13 protein-coding genes are annotated in these 16577 nt (G+C 42.9%); 6 read left to right on the top strand and 7 right to left on the bottom strand.

Features of this window, described 5'->3' with window-relative positions:
- Positions 1-90: 90 nt before the first annotated feature.
- The 3 genes from lpxC to purC form a co-directional block, all read right to left on the bottom strand.
- Positions 91-969 (bottom strand): UDP-3-O-acyl-N-acetylglucosamine deacetylase, encoded by an 879-nt coding sequence (lpxC, locus tag AB0756_RS13235; RefSeq protein ID WP_050046248.1) that lies wholly within the window; start codon positions 967-969, stop codon positions 91-93.
- Between the two features lie 107 nt (positions 970-1076).
- Entirely contained in the window at positions 1077-3521 is a 2445-nt protein-coding gene (locus AB0756_RS13230) for a BamA/TamA family outer membrane protein (protein WP_038088604.1), read from the bottom strand.
- A 210-nt stretch (positions 3522-3731) separates the two neighbouring features.
- Positions 3732-4481: a phosphoribosylaminoimidazolesuccinocarboxamide synthase gene (purC, locus tag AB0756_RS13225; RefSeq protein WP_038088607.1), complete on the bottom strand. Its 750-nt coding sequence runs from the start codon at positions 4479-4481 to the stop codon at positions 3732-3734.
- Between the two features lie 396 nt (positions 4482-4877).
- Here purC and AB0756_RS13220 point away from each other — a divergent pair, with 396 nt between their 5' ends.
- Positions 4878-5147, top strand: a complete 270-nt coding sequence (locus AB0756_RS13220) for a DUF7219 family protein (RefSeq protein ID WP_038088641.1) — start codon at positions 4878-4880, stop codon at positions 5145-5147.
- A gap of 5 nt (positions 5148-5152) precedes the next feature.
- On the opposite strand, the gene AB0756_RS13215 is transcribed toward AB0756_RS13220, so the two are convergent.
- The 3 genes from AB0756_RS13215 to AB0756_RS13205 form a co-directional block, all read right to left on the bottom strand.
- Entirely contained in the window at positions 5153-7744 is a 2592-nt protein-coding gene (locus AB0756_RS13215) for a GAF domain-containing protein (protein WP_038088610.1), read from the bottom strand.
- Positions 7741-8853 (bottom strand): glycosyltransferase family 4 protein, encoded by a 1113-nt coding sequence (locus AB0756_RS13210; protein WP_038088644.1) that lies wholly within the window; start codon positions 8851-8853, stop codon positions 7741-7743. Before AB0756_RS13210 ends, AB0756_RS13215 begins: the two co-directional genes overlap by 4 nt.
- A 196-nt stretch (positions 8854-9049) precedes the next feature.
- Positions 9050-10204 (bottom strand): NAD-dependent epimerase/dehydratase family protein, encoded by a 1155-nt coding sequence (locus tag AB0756_RS13205; RefSeq protein ID WP_038088614.1) that lies wholly within the window; start codon positions 10202-10204, stop codon positions 9050-9052.
- A 292-nt stretch (positions 10205-10496) separates the two neighbouring features.
- Between AB0756_RS13205 and AB0756_RS13200 the strand changes: the two genes are divergently transcribed.
- The 3 genes from AB0756_RS13200 to AB0756_RS13190 all read left to right on the top strand — a co-directional run bounded on the left by AB0756_RS13200 (position 10497) and on the right by AB0756_RS13190 (position 12971).
- Positions 10497-10829 (top strand): hypothetical protein, encoded by a 333-nt coding sequence (locus tag AB0756_RS13200; protein WP_038088616.1) that lies wholly within the window; start codon positions 10497-10499, stop codon positions 10827-10829.
- A gap of 103 nt (positions 10830-10932) precedes the next feature.
- Positions 10933-12444: a stress-responsive protein Ycf46 gene (ycf46, locus tag AB0756_RS13195; protein WP_038088619.1), complete on the top strand. Its 1512-nt coding sequence runs from the start codon at positions 10933-10935 to the stop codon at positions 12442-12444.
- Between the two features lie 176 nt (positions 12445-12620).
- Entirely contained in the window at positions 12621-12971 is a 351-nt protein-coding gene (locus AB0756_RS13190; protein WP_038088622.1) for a DUF1257 domain-containing protein, read from the top strand.
- Positions 12972-13290: 319 nt separating this feature from the next.
- Here the strand turns inward: AB0756_RS13190 and AB0756_RS13185 are convergent, their stop codons facing one another.
- Complete coding sequence (locus AB0756_RS13185; protein ID WP_272899727.1) at positions 13291-13416, bottom strand: hypothetical protein; 126 nt, start codon at positions 13414-13416, stop codon at positions 13291-13293.
- A 36-nt stretch (positions 13417-13452) separates the two neighbouring features.
- Here AB0756_RS13185 and thrB point away from each other — a divergent pair, with 36 nt between their 5' ends.
- Together thrB and AB0756_RS13175 are read left to right on the top strand one after the other, a co-directional pair.
- Entirely contained in the window at positions 13453-14400 is a 948-nt protein-coding gene (gene thrB, locus AB0756_RS13180; RefSeq protein ID WP_038088628.1) for a homoserine kinase, read from the top strand.
- A gap of 477 nt (positions 14401-14877) precedes the next feature.
- On the top strand, positions 14878-16491 hold the full coding sequence (locus tag AB0756_RS13175; protein ID WP_038088632.1) for an NAD(P)H-quinone oxidoreductase subunit 4: 1614 nt from the start codon (positions 14878-14880) through the stop codon (positions 16489-16491).
- Positions 16492-16577 lie beyond the last annotated feature (86 nt).

Genomic DNA, 16577 nt, shown 5'->3' with positions numbered 1-16577 from the left:
TTGATATTTTGATTATGTTAGTAGGTGTTTGATATGACCCTCCCTATAGATTTTGGATGCTAATAGCTGATGGCTAATGGCTAATAGCAATTAGCCATCAGCTAGCTCCAAAATTCTTTGTGCCAGTTGAATATGTAAATTATGGCTGGCTTTGTATGCTAAGACATGAGCACAAGGGAAGGTACCTAACAAACTCAAATCTCCTACTAAATCCAAGATTTTATGACGTACTGGCTCATTTGCAAATCTTAGTGGTGGATTTAACCAACCTTCAGGTCCGCAAACGAGAGCGTTATCTAAGCTTCCACCTTTAATTAAACCCGATTGTTGTAACTGTTCGATTTGATGTAGCAACCCAAAAGTGCGGGCTGGGGCAATTTCGGTTAAAAAACTTTCGGCAAAATTTGTGCGAGATGCGCCCCGCGCAGTAGCGAAGCTATCGCTCCCTGGCGACCAACTGTACCATTGGTTGCCAATAGCTTTTACGTCAAAATCAATACCATAAGTAAACCGTACTTCTTCAGATGGTAGGGCACAAACAAAAGCATCGCCCTGACGCACCCAAATTGGCTCTTCTAAAACACGAAGAACTCTATCCTCACTTGATGGCTGTGATACTAAGCCAACAGATGCGATCGCAGTTGCCCACTCCTTTGCCGAACCATCCAAAAGTGGAACCTCCGGACCATTGATTTCAATTCGAGCATTATCCACTCCCATAGTAGCTAGAGATGCAAGCAAATGTTCAACTGTACGTACATGAGCTTCACCCTTACCTAACTGCGTTGAGAGCACAGTTTGATTAACTGCTGCTACCTGTGCTGGAATTATCGGTGTATTTGGCAGATCCACGCGTACAAAGTAGCGTCCGCTACCAGCTTCCGATGGTCGGATGCGAACTTGAGTTGAGATACCGCTATGCAGTCCCACTCCAGTTTGGTTGATTTCACTTGCTAAAGTATGTTGCATTTTTTTAATTGCTAATTGTTAATTGCTAATTGCCAAGCTTCATTAGCCATTAGCTATTAGCTATTAGCCATTAGCCATTAGCCATTAGCCATTAGCTATTAGCCAAATCAGAACCTCTCTCCAATACCAAAGTTAATGCGGCTATCACCATCGTCGTTAACACCATAGTCAATACGAATTGGTCCTAAAGGAGATTGCACTCGCACCCCAATACCAAAGCCGTAGCCAGTACCATCTTTATTCAACAACTCAGCAGCCCGAGTACTTGTTCCCAAATCGCTACCAACATCAAAAAATAAAGCACCGCTCACAACAGAAAAGACGGGGAAGCGATACTCAACTGATGCTTGGACAAAACTGCGCCCGCTACCCAAACCTCCTTCTTCGTAACCCCGTACAGAGTTACTACCACCAAGAGAAAAGGCTTCATAAGGCGGGAGATCGCCTAGTATCGTTCCTGCTTGAACGTTAAAAGCAAGAGTTTCCGGTCCTTTAGTAAAGTTTGTAAAATCGATGGGTAAGTATGTGCTATAGCTACCACGCAATCTTGTCAGGAAAATATTTCCCAATCCTATAGGTACGGATTGGTCAACGCCAAAACGCAGGAAAGAACCACTTGTGGGTTGTAAGGGATTATTTCTCAAGTCCCGTGCGAGTCCCAATTGCAAGAGTAGTAAATCGTCTTTCCCTTTTCCAGATTCGCTGAGTTCCACAAACTCATTTGTACCTTCAAGGCGTCCCAGCCTAGCGGTCTCCCCATCACCTCTGATCGTCACTCTCTGATATTGCAAACCAGCTGAGGCTGTCCATTCTGCTCTTTCATAAGGATTTCTAGACAAAGGACGGGTGAAATTGACACCACCCCCCAAGCGTACAACGCGAGGGGTATCACCATCTTCGTTGGGGTCGTTCACGTTTTGAACAGTTTCAATATCTCTATCGTCGCCTTCAAAGATTAATGAAATGGATCTCCGACGGAAAATATTGGCTGTGTAAGAAGTGCGGTAAGGATCGCCAGCAATCCAAGGGTCTGTAAAGCGGAGGTCAAATAACAATTCTCTTTGTCCTACTTGTACCTCAGCACCCAGTTTTTGATTTCGTCCATTGAGGTTTTGCTGCTGATAGCTGACAGTACCAAACAAGCCACTTGCAGAACTAATACCAGCACCTGCTGCAATAGAACCGCTGTTACGTTCAACAACGTTGACGACTACATCCACTTTGCTAGGATCGCTACCGGGATCGAGGGAAACGTTTACATCTTCAAATAGTCCCAGCCCAAATACCCTTTGCAGGTCTCTTTGCACTGTGTTTCGGTTAAAAACATTTCCGGGCTTTAGTTGTAGTTCTCGTGTCACGATGTAGGGCTGTGTTCGTCCGCGAATTGGTTGTCCCTTGTCGTTTGTTGTTTGACCTTCTTTATTGCGGAACTGAACTCGAATATCTTCTACCACACCCTCTGCAACTTGCAGGGTAACAACTCCATTTTCAGAAACTTGAGGCGCACCAATAACGTTCGCTAGTGCATAACCTTTGTCTTGATAGCGTTTGGTGAGTTGTTTGATCCCTTCTTGTAGATCGCGCAGGTTAAGTATCTTACCATATTGTTCTTTAAATATCGTATCTGCAGTATCAGCTGGTAGTACGGAAGCAACATTTGTGCCGGGATTCGCTTGCACTTGCACTTTAGTTAAGACCGGATTGGGTTGTACCACAAAACTTACCCGTACACCTAATGGGGTATCTTCTGGTACTGCTTGAACATTAGAGAAGAACCCTGTAGCAAAAACGGCGTTAATATCTTCTTGCAATTGTGTACGAGTTGTGGTTCTCCCCGGTTGGGTACGAATTGCTCTATAGATTTGGTCTTCCAACTCTGGTGCGATCGCTTGTCCGGCTTCAGAGCGAATCAATACTTCAGAGACAAGCACCCGAGGTTCTGTTGCTGCGGGAGATTGTTCTGATGGAGTTTCTTGTTGAGTTGGCGGAGGTGTTTGTTCAAATGTAGGTGGATTTGTGTTCTCTGGTGCTGGTTGTTGATTTCCTGGGGCTGGTGTTTGTTGTTGGGTTTCTGGGGCTGGTGCTTGTTGCTGGGTTTCTGGGGCTGGTGCTTGTTGCTGGGTTTCTGGGGCTGGTGTTTGTTGTTGAGTCCCCGATGGTGAATTGTCAAAATTGGGCAGTTGTTGGTTATTTTGTACTGGTTCCTGAGTTGGCTGGGTTGTCTCCTCTGGTGTATTTGTACCCGGAGATGATGGGGCTTGTTGCTCAGTTCCCGCAGGCTGATTCTCAGGATTTGGAGTTTGTTGAAGGTTTTGTGCAATTGTTGGTGTTGAGATTGTTGGCACTATAACTTCTGGCTTGGTTACCGCTCCAGGCACAACTGCTGGGAATACCCCAACAACGACTTGCTCTGGATCTGTTGTAGGTGCTGTAACCGCTGCTGTTTTTGGTTCTGTTTTTAAATCTTTAGCGGTTTGTGCATTCACACTTAGCGAATTGCCCAATGGGGCTGCGATCGCTACAACTGTAAATATAAAGGGAGATAAGCGCATTTTATTTAGATTCCTCTTCACGTCCACACACCATCACAAGGCAGTCATGCTTATATGCGACCAGTAAAAGTAAAAACTTTATTTTTACTTTTGCCTTTCTAATTTATATGCCAAATTGCAAAAGGCAAAGGATAGGGGTTGGGGGACTGGGGCTGGGGGTTAGTTGGTATTAACTGAATTCCTATTGTTTTATTCCCTACTCCCTACTCCCTACTCCCTACTCCCTAATTCTTCCACCGCTTTTAGCACTCGTTGTAAAACCTCCTGATATGCATTTTCTATATTTCCCAAATCTCGACGAAAACGGTCTTTATCAAGAACTCGACGATTTGGATCGTCTCCGGCGGAATTATCCCACAATCGACACGTGTCAGGGCTGATTTCATCTGCCAACAGCAACTGCTGCTGTGAATCCAAACCAAACTCTAGTTTAAAATCTACTAAGGTAATGTCACACCTTTTAAAAAAGTTGATGAGAAAATCGTTGATTTGCAATGCTAGATGGGTAATACCATCTACTTGTTCCGGTGTTGCTAATTCTAATAACAGTAAGCGATCGCGTGTTAGCAACGGGTCACCCAAGGGATCGTTTTTGTAATAGAACTCTACCAATGGCTGTTTGAGCACGGTTCCTAAGGGTAATCCTGTTTGTTGACACAAACTTCCGGCTGCAATGTTCCTGACAACGACTTCGATAGGCACAATCTTGACTGCTCTTACCCTCATCTGATTGGGAGTGGGATTGTCAATATAGTGAGTTTTTATGCCGTGTGCTTCCAGTTGTTGAAAAAGTTTGCTGGAAATGCTACAATTAATAGCCCCTTTGCCTTGGATACTTCCACGCTTTTGGGCATTGAAAGCAGTCGCATCATCTTTAAAATCAGCTAGTAGAATATCAGATCGATCCGTTGTATATAGGACTTTTGCTTTGCCTTCGTATAATTTTGTTAGAGCAGACATGGCTTAAGGTTAAGTAATAGGCGATAGGTAGCTTTTATGCTTGCAGGCTAAACCATTTTATATCTAAAGGGACTAAGCAGTAGGGAATAGGAGCCAGAATCAAATGTTGCACTATAACCGATAGAAAAAGTCTAGTATTTGCTGATACTAAAACTTGTAATATTTTTTCATGGAACAAAATGCTAAAATAATGAAATTAATGTATAGAATCATACATTATTAATAACGTTTTTCAATCAAGTTGAATAAGATCGTACTTCTCACATGAAAGTGCAAACGATTAGTTCATATCACAAGTTTTTGATAGGTCGGTTTGCTTGAACCTCCAACTTCTTGAAGAAGTTGGAGATGTTGCAAGGGTTGATAAAATTTGAAATTTTAACAATGGAGAAAACAATGGTTAGCAGTAAAGAGAATTTTATATATCCACGAGGGCATTATTACGGTCAGGTAAAGCCAGAAAATTTAGTTTTTAACTCCAATTTACAGGAATTTGCCCAAAAAGTTAGTTATATTTGTAACTTAGAGACTGCTGGGAAAATATCTCCAGAGGATGCTTACGAACGAGTAAAAGAACTTTGGAAAACTTTGAAACGGTCAAAAAAAGAATTGGGGATAGGAGAAGACCCCTTCCGTACTGATGAAGGCGGGCACAGCGCTGAGTAAACTCGTTACTTGGAAGCCATTGTCCACACTCCATCCCATACACAATCTGGGGGATGGTTAAGATAATTACAAGCGCGTTCTAGATGCATATTGACAGCTTGGTCTGTAGGTCGGATATTTTTGGCAGATTGAAAAAAATCAATTGCTTTTTGAAAGTTGCGTTCCGTGTACGCAGTACGTCCTTGGTGGTAGAAAAACAAAAATTCTTGCGTGTTAGCATCCAGAGTCATGCTGCGATCGCCAATCAACTCGTAAATGTTAACGGCTTGATGTTTTCCTTTGACCCTGATTCTATCCAATTCACGTACCCAAATGCGATCGCTACACAATTGATAAGTAAATTCGCTTAAAATCATGTCGCAGCCGTATTCTTTTGTCACTCCTTCGAGACGCGAGCTTAAATTGACACCATCTCCAATCACGGTATAGTCCATCCGTTTTCGAGACCCAATATTCCCAGAAACAACTTCTCCAGAACTAATTCCAATACCGATGTGAATGAGGGGCTGTGCTTGGACGATACGTCGTCGGTTAAATTCAGCCAGCCTTTGTCGCATTTCCAAGGCTGATTGTACGGCTCTCCACGCATGATTTTCTGTAAGTGGGAGTGGCGCACCAAATACGGCCATTAAGGCATCACCAATAAATTTATCTAATGTGCCTTCGTGATTAAAAACCGCTTCAACCATCGTTTCAAAGTACTGATTCAGTAACGATACCACTTCAGCTGCTCCTAAATTTTCTGTCAGCGTGGTGTAACCTCTGATATCAGAAAATAATATAGTTACCTCTTTTCGTTCACCCACCATCAATGCATCTTCTCCGAGTACCATCACTTGTTCTGCAACACCAGGAGTTAAGTAGCGGTACATGGTTGTTTTCATCCGTTTTTCTTGGCTAATATCTTCTAACACTACCAAACCTCCTCGGACACCTCCTTCTGGATTGGTTAAAGGATTGACTGTAAGATTAATACTTCGGTCAATTTTTTGAATTAACGACTCGTGAAGTAAGGATGAACGAGGAGTAAGAGGTTGGTTCCAAGGAAGAAAAATTTGCGGGTTATTGCGATCGCGTATTGCTAAAATGCAATCCCCTATTTCTTGTACGGCTATGGTTGAATCTTGTATGGGTGTTGCGTATAAAGTCTCCACATACAACCCAACTGATAAACTTTGTTCTGGTACGTAATGCCTTGCGCCACATTTCAAGCTATCTTGCAGTCTGATTTGTAAATTTTCAATAGGTACAACTTCCCAAACCAAACGACCTATCAAATGTTGTTCCCAATCATACTTAATATTTTTCCCGTTAGACTCCGATAAAGGACAGCCCAATAACTGTAGCGCTGCATCGTTAATAGTTACTATTTTTCCTTCCATATCCGTAGAAATTACGGCGTCAGAAAGACTTTGTAAAATATCTTTTTGATACTGTTTTTCTAATAACACATTTTCAAACAAGCGTGCATTTTCCAAAGCAATTCCTGCTTGAATATTAAAAGCTCGCATAAATTCTTCATCAGAAGCAGTAAAGCTACCTTGCTGCTTGTTAATTAATTGTGTAACACCAATGAGTTCATTGGCTGAATTAAAGACTGGCAAACATAAAATATTGCGAGTTATATAACCTGTTTTTCGGTCTATACTTGGATCGAAACGCGGATCTTTATAAGCATCGGGAATATTTAGCGCTTCACCTGTAGACGCGACATAACCAGCAATACCTTTACTGGCAGATATACGAATTTCTATCATAGTTTTGCCATCAGCCGCTGCCACTTTAGTCCACAATTCCCCCATTTCTTTACGATATAAAAACAGCGTGCTGCGGTCTGCCTGCATTAAAATTCGGGCTTGTTCCATCACTATTTGCAAAGTTGCTTCCAAATCTAAACTTTGCCCCAGTGTTTGAGTCGCCCGTAAAAGAGCTGTTGCCCCTCGTTGATTGCGGGCAGCTACATAGAAAGATTGACAGCTTTCCAAGATAATACCAATTGATGCAGCGAAATCTCGAAACCGTTCTTCATCCTCGCCATCAAAAGGAATATCTCCTGCTTTATTTGCCAGTTGTACAACCGCTACAATTTGATTTTTGCTACTTAAGACGGGCATACATAAAATGTTATGCATTTTGTAGCCCATTTGTTTTTCTAATTCCGGACTAAAAAGGGGATGGGAATCCGTTTCTACGATATTTAGACATTCACCTGTACTTGCAACATGACCGGGAATACCAACATTAATAGGGGTGCGAATTTCTAAAGGTTTGTAAATATTTTCTTGCGGTACTTTTGACCATAATTGACCTTTGTCGCGATCTACAAGAAAAATTGTAGTATGCTGGGCTTGAAGAATTTGACCGATTTTTAGCGTAATTGCCTCTAGAACCTTTTCTAACATGGTTTCTAGGGCTTCGTTATTAATAAGTTCGATCGCTCTAAGGAACTGCTGAAATTCAGCAGTTATAAAATCTAGCAAGCAAACAAATTCGTTAACGGATAGATCTTTGACACGGCGCAATAGAGCGTTTGTGCGGTTGACTTGAGTAAGTTCTGTTAATGTAGCCAGGACGCTACCAGTATTTAGGAGTGTCATGGAATAGCTTGTTGATAGTAAGTTTGTAACTGGCGTGTTGCAGCTGCCCAGCCCCAACGTTCTGCTTCTTTTCGGGCATTTTGACGGATAGTTTCTCGTTCTTGTTGCTGTTGTAAAAGACGCATAGTGGCTGCAACAGCACTTTGAACATCTGCTTTGGGTTCAAAAAGATACCCATTAACTCCATCTGTGACTATGTCTGGAATGCCACCCGAACGTGCAGCGACAACCGGACACCCCGCAGCCATTGCTTCTAGAAGGACTAATCCTAATGTTTCTGTACGGGAAGGAAAAATAAAAGCATCAGCGCTCGCAAAAGCAGAAGCTAATTCTCTGCCAACAAGATAACCAACAAAATGTGTATTTGTTCCGGCAAAATGTTTCTCTAATGCTTGACGGTGAGGACCGTCCCCTACTAATGCTAACCGTGCTTCGGGTATAGCTTCTAGTATGGGTTTGATCCGCTCAATTTCCTTTTCAGCCGAAAGACGACCCACGTATAGTAATAATGGACTTTCTGGGTGATTTTGCGATAAGCGCGATCGCATTTTTTGGCATAAATTATCTGGATGAAATGATTCTGTATCTACTCCTCTTTGCCATAAATAAACCCTTTCGATACCGTGTGAGGTTAATTCCTCCATCATTGCTGTAGAAGTACACAGATTCAAAGATGCTTGATTGTGAGCTGTTTTAAGCAATTCCCAGAGTAATCCTTCTAACATTCCCAAACCATAATGTTGAAGATACTGTGGTAGATGTGTATGGTAAGACGCTACTAAAGGGATATTGAGGTATTTGCTATGGAATATACCAGCTAACCCCAAAACCGCTGGATTTACCACGTGAATTATATCTGGCTTGAATTCCTCTAGAGTATGACCGATTGCCGGACGAGGTAGTGCCATTTTTAACTCTGGATACAGTGGTAAGGGGAAACCTGAGACTCCATATACTCTAGCTCCTTTGTATTCAGTTATGCCACCATCAGGGGCAATCACTAGAACTTGGTTTCCATTACGCTGAAGATGGTCAATGGTATGACGCAAGCGCGTCACTATGCCGTCTACCTTAGGCAGAAAGGTTTCAGTGAAGAGAGCGATTCGCATATAAAATAATTTCAGTACAGCCAACACAACCCGTAACAAAAGGATGAAGGATAAAAGATGAAAAAGAAACACAATTGGTACACATAACCAAAATTGTGTTTTGACTAGATGTATACATCTATACTTTTTAATCTTCCCATCAATTGAGAAGTCTAATTTTAGACTTCATACTTTATACTTCATCCTTCAGATTGCCCTAATTTCTTCGCCAAGAGACTTTAGGCAAAATTTGTTGTTTGTCAACTCGATTTTGGTACTTAATGGAGAAATTCAGTAGAGAATCGAGCAAAGAGTCAGAAAGATAATGAGGTTGTAACCCAAGATCCAAAAGCTGGGTATTTTTGGCGTTGAAGTAATGCTCTTCTTTCTCAATTCTGGGATTTTCTAAGTGATTAATTTCTACATTCAGTCCGAGTGCATTACCAGCTTTCTTCACCATCATTGCTAAATCACCAACACTGAATAGTTCAGTGAATTGGTTAAAGACGCGGAATTCACCGGGTTGCGCTGGATTGGCTACAGCAATTTCGATACACCTTACTGTGTCTCGAATATCCAAAAATCCTCGGGTTTGACCGCCTTTGCCGTAAACTGTTAGGGGATGTCCGATAGCTGCTTGGATACAGAAGCGATTCAGTGCCGTACCGAATACACCGTCGTAATCCAGGCGGTTAATCAACAGTTCGTCCATGCCTGTTTCTTCAGTCAAAACACCGTAAACAACACCCTGATTCAGGTCTGTGGCTCGCAATCCCCAAATCCGACACGCAAAGTGAATGTTATGACTGTCATGAACTTTGCTCAAATGATACATCGAGCCGGGTTGTTTGGGATAGGGTAGAGTATCTTTCCTCCCGTTGTGCTCGATTGTGATATACCCTTCTTCGATGTCGATGTTGGGTGTTCCATATTCTCCCATTGTTCCCAGTTTGACTAAATGGCAGTCTGGGAAGTCTTCCCGCATGGCGTACAACAAGTTTAAAGTCCCAACTACGTTGTTAACTTGGGTAAAAACTGCGTGTTCGCGGTCAATCATTGAATAAGGCGCAGATCTTTGTTCGCCAAAGTGTACGATTGCTTCTGGCTGAAATTTGTGCAGTGCTTTACTCAAGAACTCGTAGTTAGTGATATCGCCAATCAACAGGTCAATAGATTTACCTGTCAAATCGTGCCAGCGTTGAATTCGATGTTGAATTGGTGCGATTGGAGTTAGAGTCTCCACTCCCAACTCGTTGTCCCAATGCCGTCGCACTAAACTATCTAAAATACCAACTTCATAACCTCGATTAGAAAGGTAAAGTGCGGTTGCCCAACCGCAATAACCATCGCCACCAATAACCAGGACTTTCATTTTCACCAAGTTTTTACTCGCTGATAGCTAAATCTATCAGGTTTATGGCACCTCTAATCATGAAAGATTGGGGATTGGGGATTGGGGATTGGGGACTAGAGGCTGGGGGACAAGGAAGACAAGGGAGACAAAGGAGAACAATTAACTACAGGGTGCGGTAGTCTTGCGCCCCTGCTTCTTTAAAATTAAGAAATGTTACAAAAATGCTGTCAAAACGTCTTAGTAGGTTGACAAGTAAAATGCCAGCCGATATCGTGAAATACATACCCGGGTAAGACCGCAAAACAGTAATATGCAAACTAAGCAAAAGGTTACTTTGTATTTGTCGCCGGAACTTCATAGGAAACTCAAAATTCGTTCAGCAGTTGACTCGGAACCAATGTCAGAGTTAGCGGAACGCGCTCTGGTTTTCTATCTGGCACATTCAGAATTAGTAGATGAAGCTTCTTATGGAAGATCTCATAGAGTGTATTCCTGCCCAACCTGTGAGAGTTCGCTAGTCCTTAGGGATGGGGAACTTGCAGCGCTTGGCAAGCAGCCAGGAATAATTGGACAAGAACGTATATCCATTGAAGAAATGGATGAAACAAATCAGAAAGGCGAGGAAGAGTTGGTTCCTTGCTAGGTGGGAATTGTGAGTAGTAGAGATATTTTTCATAATTCTCTCCCCCCTATTTTAATGTTGGCGATGTCTGTACTGTCTGTAAAGGTCTCAAGTAGGTCGAAGTATGAAAGAAGAGCTCAATATACTCATTCAAGCTCAATACCCTCTAATCTACCTTGTGACCTCCGAGGAAGAGCGGGCTGAGCAAGCAATTTCACATATTGCTCAATCATCAAAGCCGCAGCGAAAGGTCTATGTTTGGACAGTGACTCACGGCATCGTGGAGTACGGTCAACCCCGGAATGTCACCCAACACAACACTGTATCGCCAGAAGCAGCCATTGAATGGATTATTCGGCAGAAAGAAGCTAGTATATTTATTCTTAAAGATTTACACCCCTTTATAGATGCGCCCGCAACAACCAGATCGCTAAGAGATGCGATCGCGAGTTTCAAGGGTACGCAGAAAAATATTATTTTAATGTCTCCAATGCAACAAGTTCCTATTGAGTTGGAGAAGGAAGTTGTTGTTCTTGACTTCCCATTACCAGATATGGGAGACTTGAACAAAGTATTGACCCATCACATAGATCAAAACCGGGGACGGCGGTTAACGACTGAAGCCAGGGAAAAGCTTCTAAGAGCGGCTTTAGGATTAACCAAAGATGAAGCTGAAAAAGTTTACCGCAAGGCGCAGGTCACATCAGGGCGTCTGACAGAAGAAGAAGTCGATATAGTTTTATCTGAGAAAAAGCAACTCATTCGCCGAAATGGTATACTTGAGTACATAGAAGAAGATGAAACTATAGACGGTGTTGGTGGTTTGGAAGAGCTAAAAAAATGGCTCAAGCAACGTTCCAACGCTTTTACAGAAAGAGCGCGGGAGTATGGTTTGCCTCAACCTAAGGGAATGTTAATTTTAGGGGTTCCTGGTTGTGGGAAGTCGTTGATTGCTAAAACTACCTCTCGACTTTGGGGTTTACCGTTATTGCGGTTGGATATGGGACGTGTCTATGATGGTTCCATGGTAGGACGTTCGGAAGCCAACTTGCGGAACGCGTTAAAAACGGCTGAATCTATTTCCCCAGTCATCTTGTTTATAGATGAATTGGACAAGTCTTTTGCTGGAAGTGCGGGGTCTTCTGATTCTGATGGGGGTACTTCTAGCCGTATATTTGGCTCTTTCCTCACTTGGATGCAAGAGAAGAAATCTCCAGTGTTTGTGATGGCAACTGCTAATAGAGTTGAGCGCTTACCTGGGGAATTTTTGAGGAAAGGTCGATTTGATGAAATTTTCTTTGTTGATTTGCCCATAAATGAAGAACGTCAGGATATTTTCAAGATTCACCTGAACAAGCGCCGGAATGACATCTCGCGGTTTGACCTCGAACAGCTAGCTAAGATGTCAGATGGGTTCTCTGGGGCAGAAATTGAACAGGCGATCGTCGCGGCTATGTACGAAGCTTTTGCCCAAGATCGCGAGTTCACTCAACTAGATATTATTGCTGCACTGAAGGCAACACTGCCGCTGTCTCGAACGATGCAAGAACAGGTAACAGCCCTAAGAGATTGGGCTAGACAGCGAGCAAGACCTGCTGCAGCCTCCGTTGCTGAATACCAGCGAATGGAGTTCTAAAAGCTTTCTCCTGCTACCACAGGGGGAAAGGCTAGCATCAAAGGCTAGCAGTTAAAAAAAAGGCAGTGCCTTATAGGGGTTTTACTCCGCTATAGCTACTGCCACCCGCGTTCTGCCAAACGCGGCTTTGCAAAAAACCGTTGTCTTTCTCTACTTTCTCATTGGAGGAAACCCAAATGTCTCACTTTAGCACTCTGCGTACCAAAATCACCGATGCTGAAATCCTCAAGGCTTCCCTGCGCGACCTCGGCATCTCCGTGAAGACTGAAGCAGATGTTCGTGGTTACAACGGTCAGCGTGTTCGTGCTGACTTAGTTGCTGTTCTCGAAGGCGAATATGACCTCGGTTGGTCTCGCAACAGCGACGGTTCTTTTGACCTGATCGCAGACCTGTGGGGCGTTGCTAAGAAGCACAACCAAACCGAACTCATCAACTCTATCAACCAGAAGTATGCTGTTAACAAGACTCTGGCTGAAGTGAAGCAGCGCGGTTTGCAAAATGCCAACGTTAAGTTGGTATTGCAATAACCATTACTCTGCGCGTTCCCAAAGCTGCACGGGTTAACCAAGCTCCTTAAACGGTTAGCCCGCTTTTTTTACCGGGCTGGAACTGATTCCAGTCCGCTAATTTTTTATTGGGTTTGTGACCTTAGATTACCCTCTCTGAAATTAAACATAACAGAATTTTGGATCTTTTAACAAACTTTATAAATCAAGTTTTTATTTTTTTTAAGTTTTGTATCTATATTATACGTTTTAAGTTTTTTCTCAAGACTTAGTAGCTGGGCGGAAAACTTTTTCAATATGTAACGAAAAGCAAAATTTCTGTATTTGGCTCGCACTAGCCTTATTCCATCCCTACAGCAAGCAAGGGCGACGAGCGCACGCATCCCCGCTCAACACCAATGATAATTCTTTGCGCCCACCTAGCCTCAATAATATAGTTAAAAATGAGCAAATTAATCGTTTCCATGAGAAGCTGTTTGATTAATTGCTCTGAAGCATAAAAATGTCTGTAGTTTCTTGTGCCACTATTACTGTCCCTGCAACGACTGCTAACTTGGGACCGGGGTTTGACTGCATTGGTGCTGCTCTAACTCTATATAATGAGTTTAAGTTTACTCGCCACTCTCATGGGCGAGGGGTCATAACTGTGACGGGTGTTGAGGCTGAACGGGTTGTGACTGATGATAGTAATTTACTGTATCAGGCTTTTGTCAAGTTTTACGAGTCTATAGAGCAACCTCCACCATTTGTGCAGATAGATATTTCTCTTGGCGTACCGTTGGCCAGAGGTTTGGGGAGTTCGGCAACAGCAATAGTTGGTGGATTGATTGGTGCGAATGTATTGGCTGGTCAACCTCTGAGTCAGTCGCAGTTGTTAGAGTTGGCAATTGCTTTAGAAGATCATCCAGATAATGTTGTCCCTGCTTTTTTAGGTGGATGTCGTTTGGCAGCGACGGGAGTGGAAAATCAATCGCTAAGAGAAAAAGAAAGTTTGTGGGAGATTTGTGAGATTCCCTGGAGTCAGGAAATTGTTTCGGTGGTTGCAATTCCGGATTTTGAGCTTTCAACGAAGGAAGCCCGACAGGTGTTGCCATCTGAGGTGAGTCGTGGAGATGCTATTTTCAACACGGCGCATCTCGGCTTATTATTGCGTGGTTTGGAAACTGGGAGGGGCAGTTGGTTGAGGGCTGCATTACAGGATAGGCTACACCAGCCTTATCGAAAGGTTTTGATTCGAGGTTATGATGCAGTGAATTCTGCTGCTGTTGCGGCTGGTGCTTATGGAATGGTCATTAGTGGTGCCGGACCAACTCTTTTGGCTTTGACGGATAGGGTTTATGCTGATGCTGTAGTTGGAGCGATGGCAAATGCTTGGTTAAAAGAGGGCGTGAAGGCGGATGTGCGATCGCTTTGTGTTGATACTCAAGGAGCTAGAGTTGTCATTGAGTAGTTGGGGAACGCGAGCGAAAAATCAGCGTCTTTTAAATTGAAAATAATCTAATAGTGTACGGACAACCTGGGGTAGAAACTTTTTTCACAAAAGTTACCGGGTTTCTCAAACTACTAGAATACTATTTTGTTTCCTTTGTTCGTTTAAAAAGCAAAATAGTTTGCAATTTTGTCAACTGTATTGCAGAACAATAAAAAAGTTCTCATATGTACCTTTTTGCATAAGTAGATATCAGTCTGGCGAGAATAAGTCTATCTTAGGATGCAATTAATATTAAGTTTTGTAACGGTAGCAAAAGCTGCCGTTTTTTGTTGTCGTTGTAAAACTTTACAATTAGAATGTATCTAGTCAAAAAAATAAGTATTTATCTCTATGAATTCTAAAGATTTGGTTTTAACTGGAAGAATAACGTTTACAAAAGTAACGATAGCTTAATATAATGTAATTAAAAGCAAAAATAAAAACCGATTGTCAGTGATGAATGCTTTCGAGTTCCCTTGGCTAACAGCCATAATTACCCTGCCTCTGGTGGCTACCGCAGCCATCCCCTTCATTCCAGATAAAGAGGGCAAAACTGTCCGCTGGTACGGTTTGGGAGTAGCACTTGCAGATTTTGCGTTGATGATTTATGCCTTTTGGCAGCATTACGATTTTCAAAGTTCAGCATTCCAACTCGTTGAGAAGTACGCCTGGGTGCCTCAGTTGGGAATGAACTGGTCTGTAGCAGTCGATGGTTTATCAATGCCTTTGGTACTGCTTACAGGGTTAATTAATACTCTTGCAATATTCGCGGCTTGGAAAGTAACCAAAAAGCCGCGATTATTTCATGCTTTGATGCTGGTCATGTACAGCGCCCAGATCGGGGTGTTTGTTGCCCAGGATCTGCTGTTGTTCTTCCTCATGTGGGAAATTGAGTTGGTGCCAGTATACCTGCTGATTTCTATCTGGGGAGGAGAAAAGCGCCGTTACGCAGCCACAAAATTCATTCTTTACACTGCTGCTGCATCAATCTTTATCTTGGTAGCAGGTTTCGCAATGGCATTCTCTGGAGACACTGTCACTTTCGACATGACAACTCTGGGAATGAAAGAATATTCAAACACATTAGAATTACTCGTCTACGCTTGCTTCCTCATTGCCTTTGGCGTCAAACTACCAATTTTCCCCTTACATACCTGGCTTCCCGATGCTCATGGTGAAGCATCTGCACCTGGTTCAATGATTCTTGCTGGTGTGTTGTTGAAGATGGGTGGATATGCGCTCATCCGCATCAACATGGAGATGTTGACCAATGCTCATGTTGTCTTTGCCCCAGTTCTCGCGATTCTGGGTGTCGTAAACATTATCTACGGTGCTTGTTGTGCCTTTGCTCAAAACAACCTCAAGCGTCGTCTAGCGTACTCATCCATTGCCCACATGGGATTTGTCCTGATTGGTATTGCCTCCTATTCCGAAATGGGCATCAGTGGTGCAATGCTGCAGATGGTTTCCCACGGTTTGATTGCTGCTAGCTTGTTCTTCCTATCTGGTGTGACTTACGAGCGGACTCACACTTTAATGATGGATAAGATGGGTGGTATGGCAAAAGTTATGCCTAAAACCTTTGCTCTTTTCACAGCAGGTGCGATGGCTTCTCTAGCACTCCCTGGAATGAGCGGTTTTGTAGGTGAGTTGATGGTCTTCCTGGGACTTGCTACAAGCGATGTTTACAGTTCAAGCTTTAAAGTTGTTGTTGTGCTTCTCTCCGCTGTTGGTGTTATCTTGACTCCGATTTACTTGCTATCCATGTTACGTTCCGTCTTCTACGGCAAGCAAAATCAAGAGTTGGTTTTGGATGCGGTTGTACAAGATGTTAAACCCCGCGAACTGTTTATTACGGCTTGCTTGTTAATCCCCATCATCGGTATCGGCTTGTATCCCAAGCTAGCAACACAAGCTTATGATGTGAAAACAGTGGCAGTTGCAATGCATGCCCGTCAAGTTCTACCTGTTGTTGCCGAACAACAACCAACAAGCTTATATTCTCAAATTTTTACAGCCCCAACATTGGCTGATTCCGAAGTTTCAGGTTTGGTTAATATTGCTGAGTAATTATCTGTTCCCAGAGGCTGGTGCTATTAATTCATAAGAGAAAAATAAGGTGGGGGTGATGAGTGCAAGTTTTGCGATCGCTCCCA

This window comes from Tolypothrix campylonemoides VB511288_2, assembly GCF_045999855.1.
In the GTDB taxonomy this organism is placed as follows: domain Bacteria; phylum Cyanobacteriota; class Cyanobacteriia; order Cyanobacteriales; family Nostocaceae; genus Scytonema; species Scytonema bouteillei_A.
Note: the sequence above shows the minus strand (reverse complement) of the source record. Positions and strands in the feature narration are given on the sequence as shown.

Excerpts from the sequence above, each read along its gene's own strand:
- purC (WP_038088607.1), bottom strand. The coding sequence starts at position 4,481 with ATGTCTGCTCTAACAAAATTATACGAAGGCAAAGCAAAAGTCCTATAT.
- AB0756_RS13210 (WP_038088644.1), bottom strand. The coding sequence starts at position 8,853 with ATGCGAATCGCTCTCTTCACTGAAACCTTTCTGCCTAAGGTAGACGGC.
- AB0756_RS13175 (WP_038088632.1), top strand. The coding sequence starts at position 14,878 with ATGAATGCTTTCGAGTTCCCTTGGCTAACAGCCATAATTACCCTGCCT.
- AB0756_RS13205 (WP_038088614.1), bottom strand. The coding sequence starts at position 10,204 with ATGAAAGTCCTGGTTATTGGTGGCGATGGTTATTGCGGTTGGGCAACC.
- AB0756_RS13230 (WP_038088604.1), bottom strand. The coding sequence starts at position 3,521 with ATGCGCTTATCTCCCTTTATATTTACAGTTGTAGCGATCGCAGCCCCA.
- AB0756_RS13200 (WP_038088616.1), top strand. The coding sequence starts at position 10,497 with ATGCAAACTAAGCAAAAGGTTACTTTGTATTTGTCGCCGGAACTTCAT.
- AB0756_RS13220 (WP_038088641.1), top strand. The coding sequence starts at position 4,878 with ATGGTTAGCAGTAAAGAGAATTTTATATATCCACGAGGGCATTATTAC.
- lpxC (WP_050046248.1), bottom strand. The coding sequence starts at position 969 with ATGCAACATACTTTAGCAAGTGAAATCAACCAAACTGGAGTGGGACTG.
- ycf46 (WP_038088619.1), top strand. The coding sequence starts at position 10,933 with ATGAAAGAAGAGCTCAATATACTCATTCAAGCTCAATACCCTCTAATC.
- AB0756_RS13215 (WP_038088610.1), bottom strand. The coding sequence starts at position 7,744 with ATGACACTCCTAAATACTGGTAGCGTCCTGGCTACATTAACAGAACTT.
- AB0756_RS13185 (WP_272899727.1), bottom strand. The coding sequence starts at position 13,416 with ATGGAAACGATTAATTTGCTCATTTTTAACTATATTATTGAGGCTAGG.
- AB0756_RS13190 (WP_038088622.1), top strand. The coding sequence starts at position 12,621 with ATGTCTCACTTTAGCACTCTGCGTACCAAAATCACCGATGCTGAAATC.
- thrB (WP_038088628.1), top strand. The coding sequence starts at position 13,453 with ATGTCTGTAGTTTCTTGTGCCACTATTACTGTCCCTGCAACGACTGCT.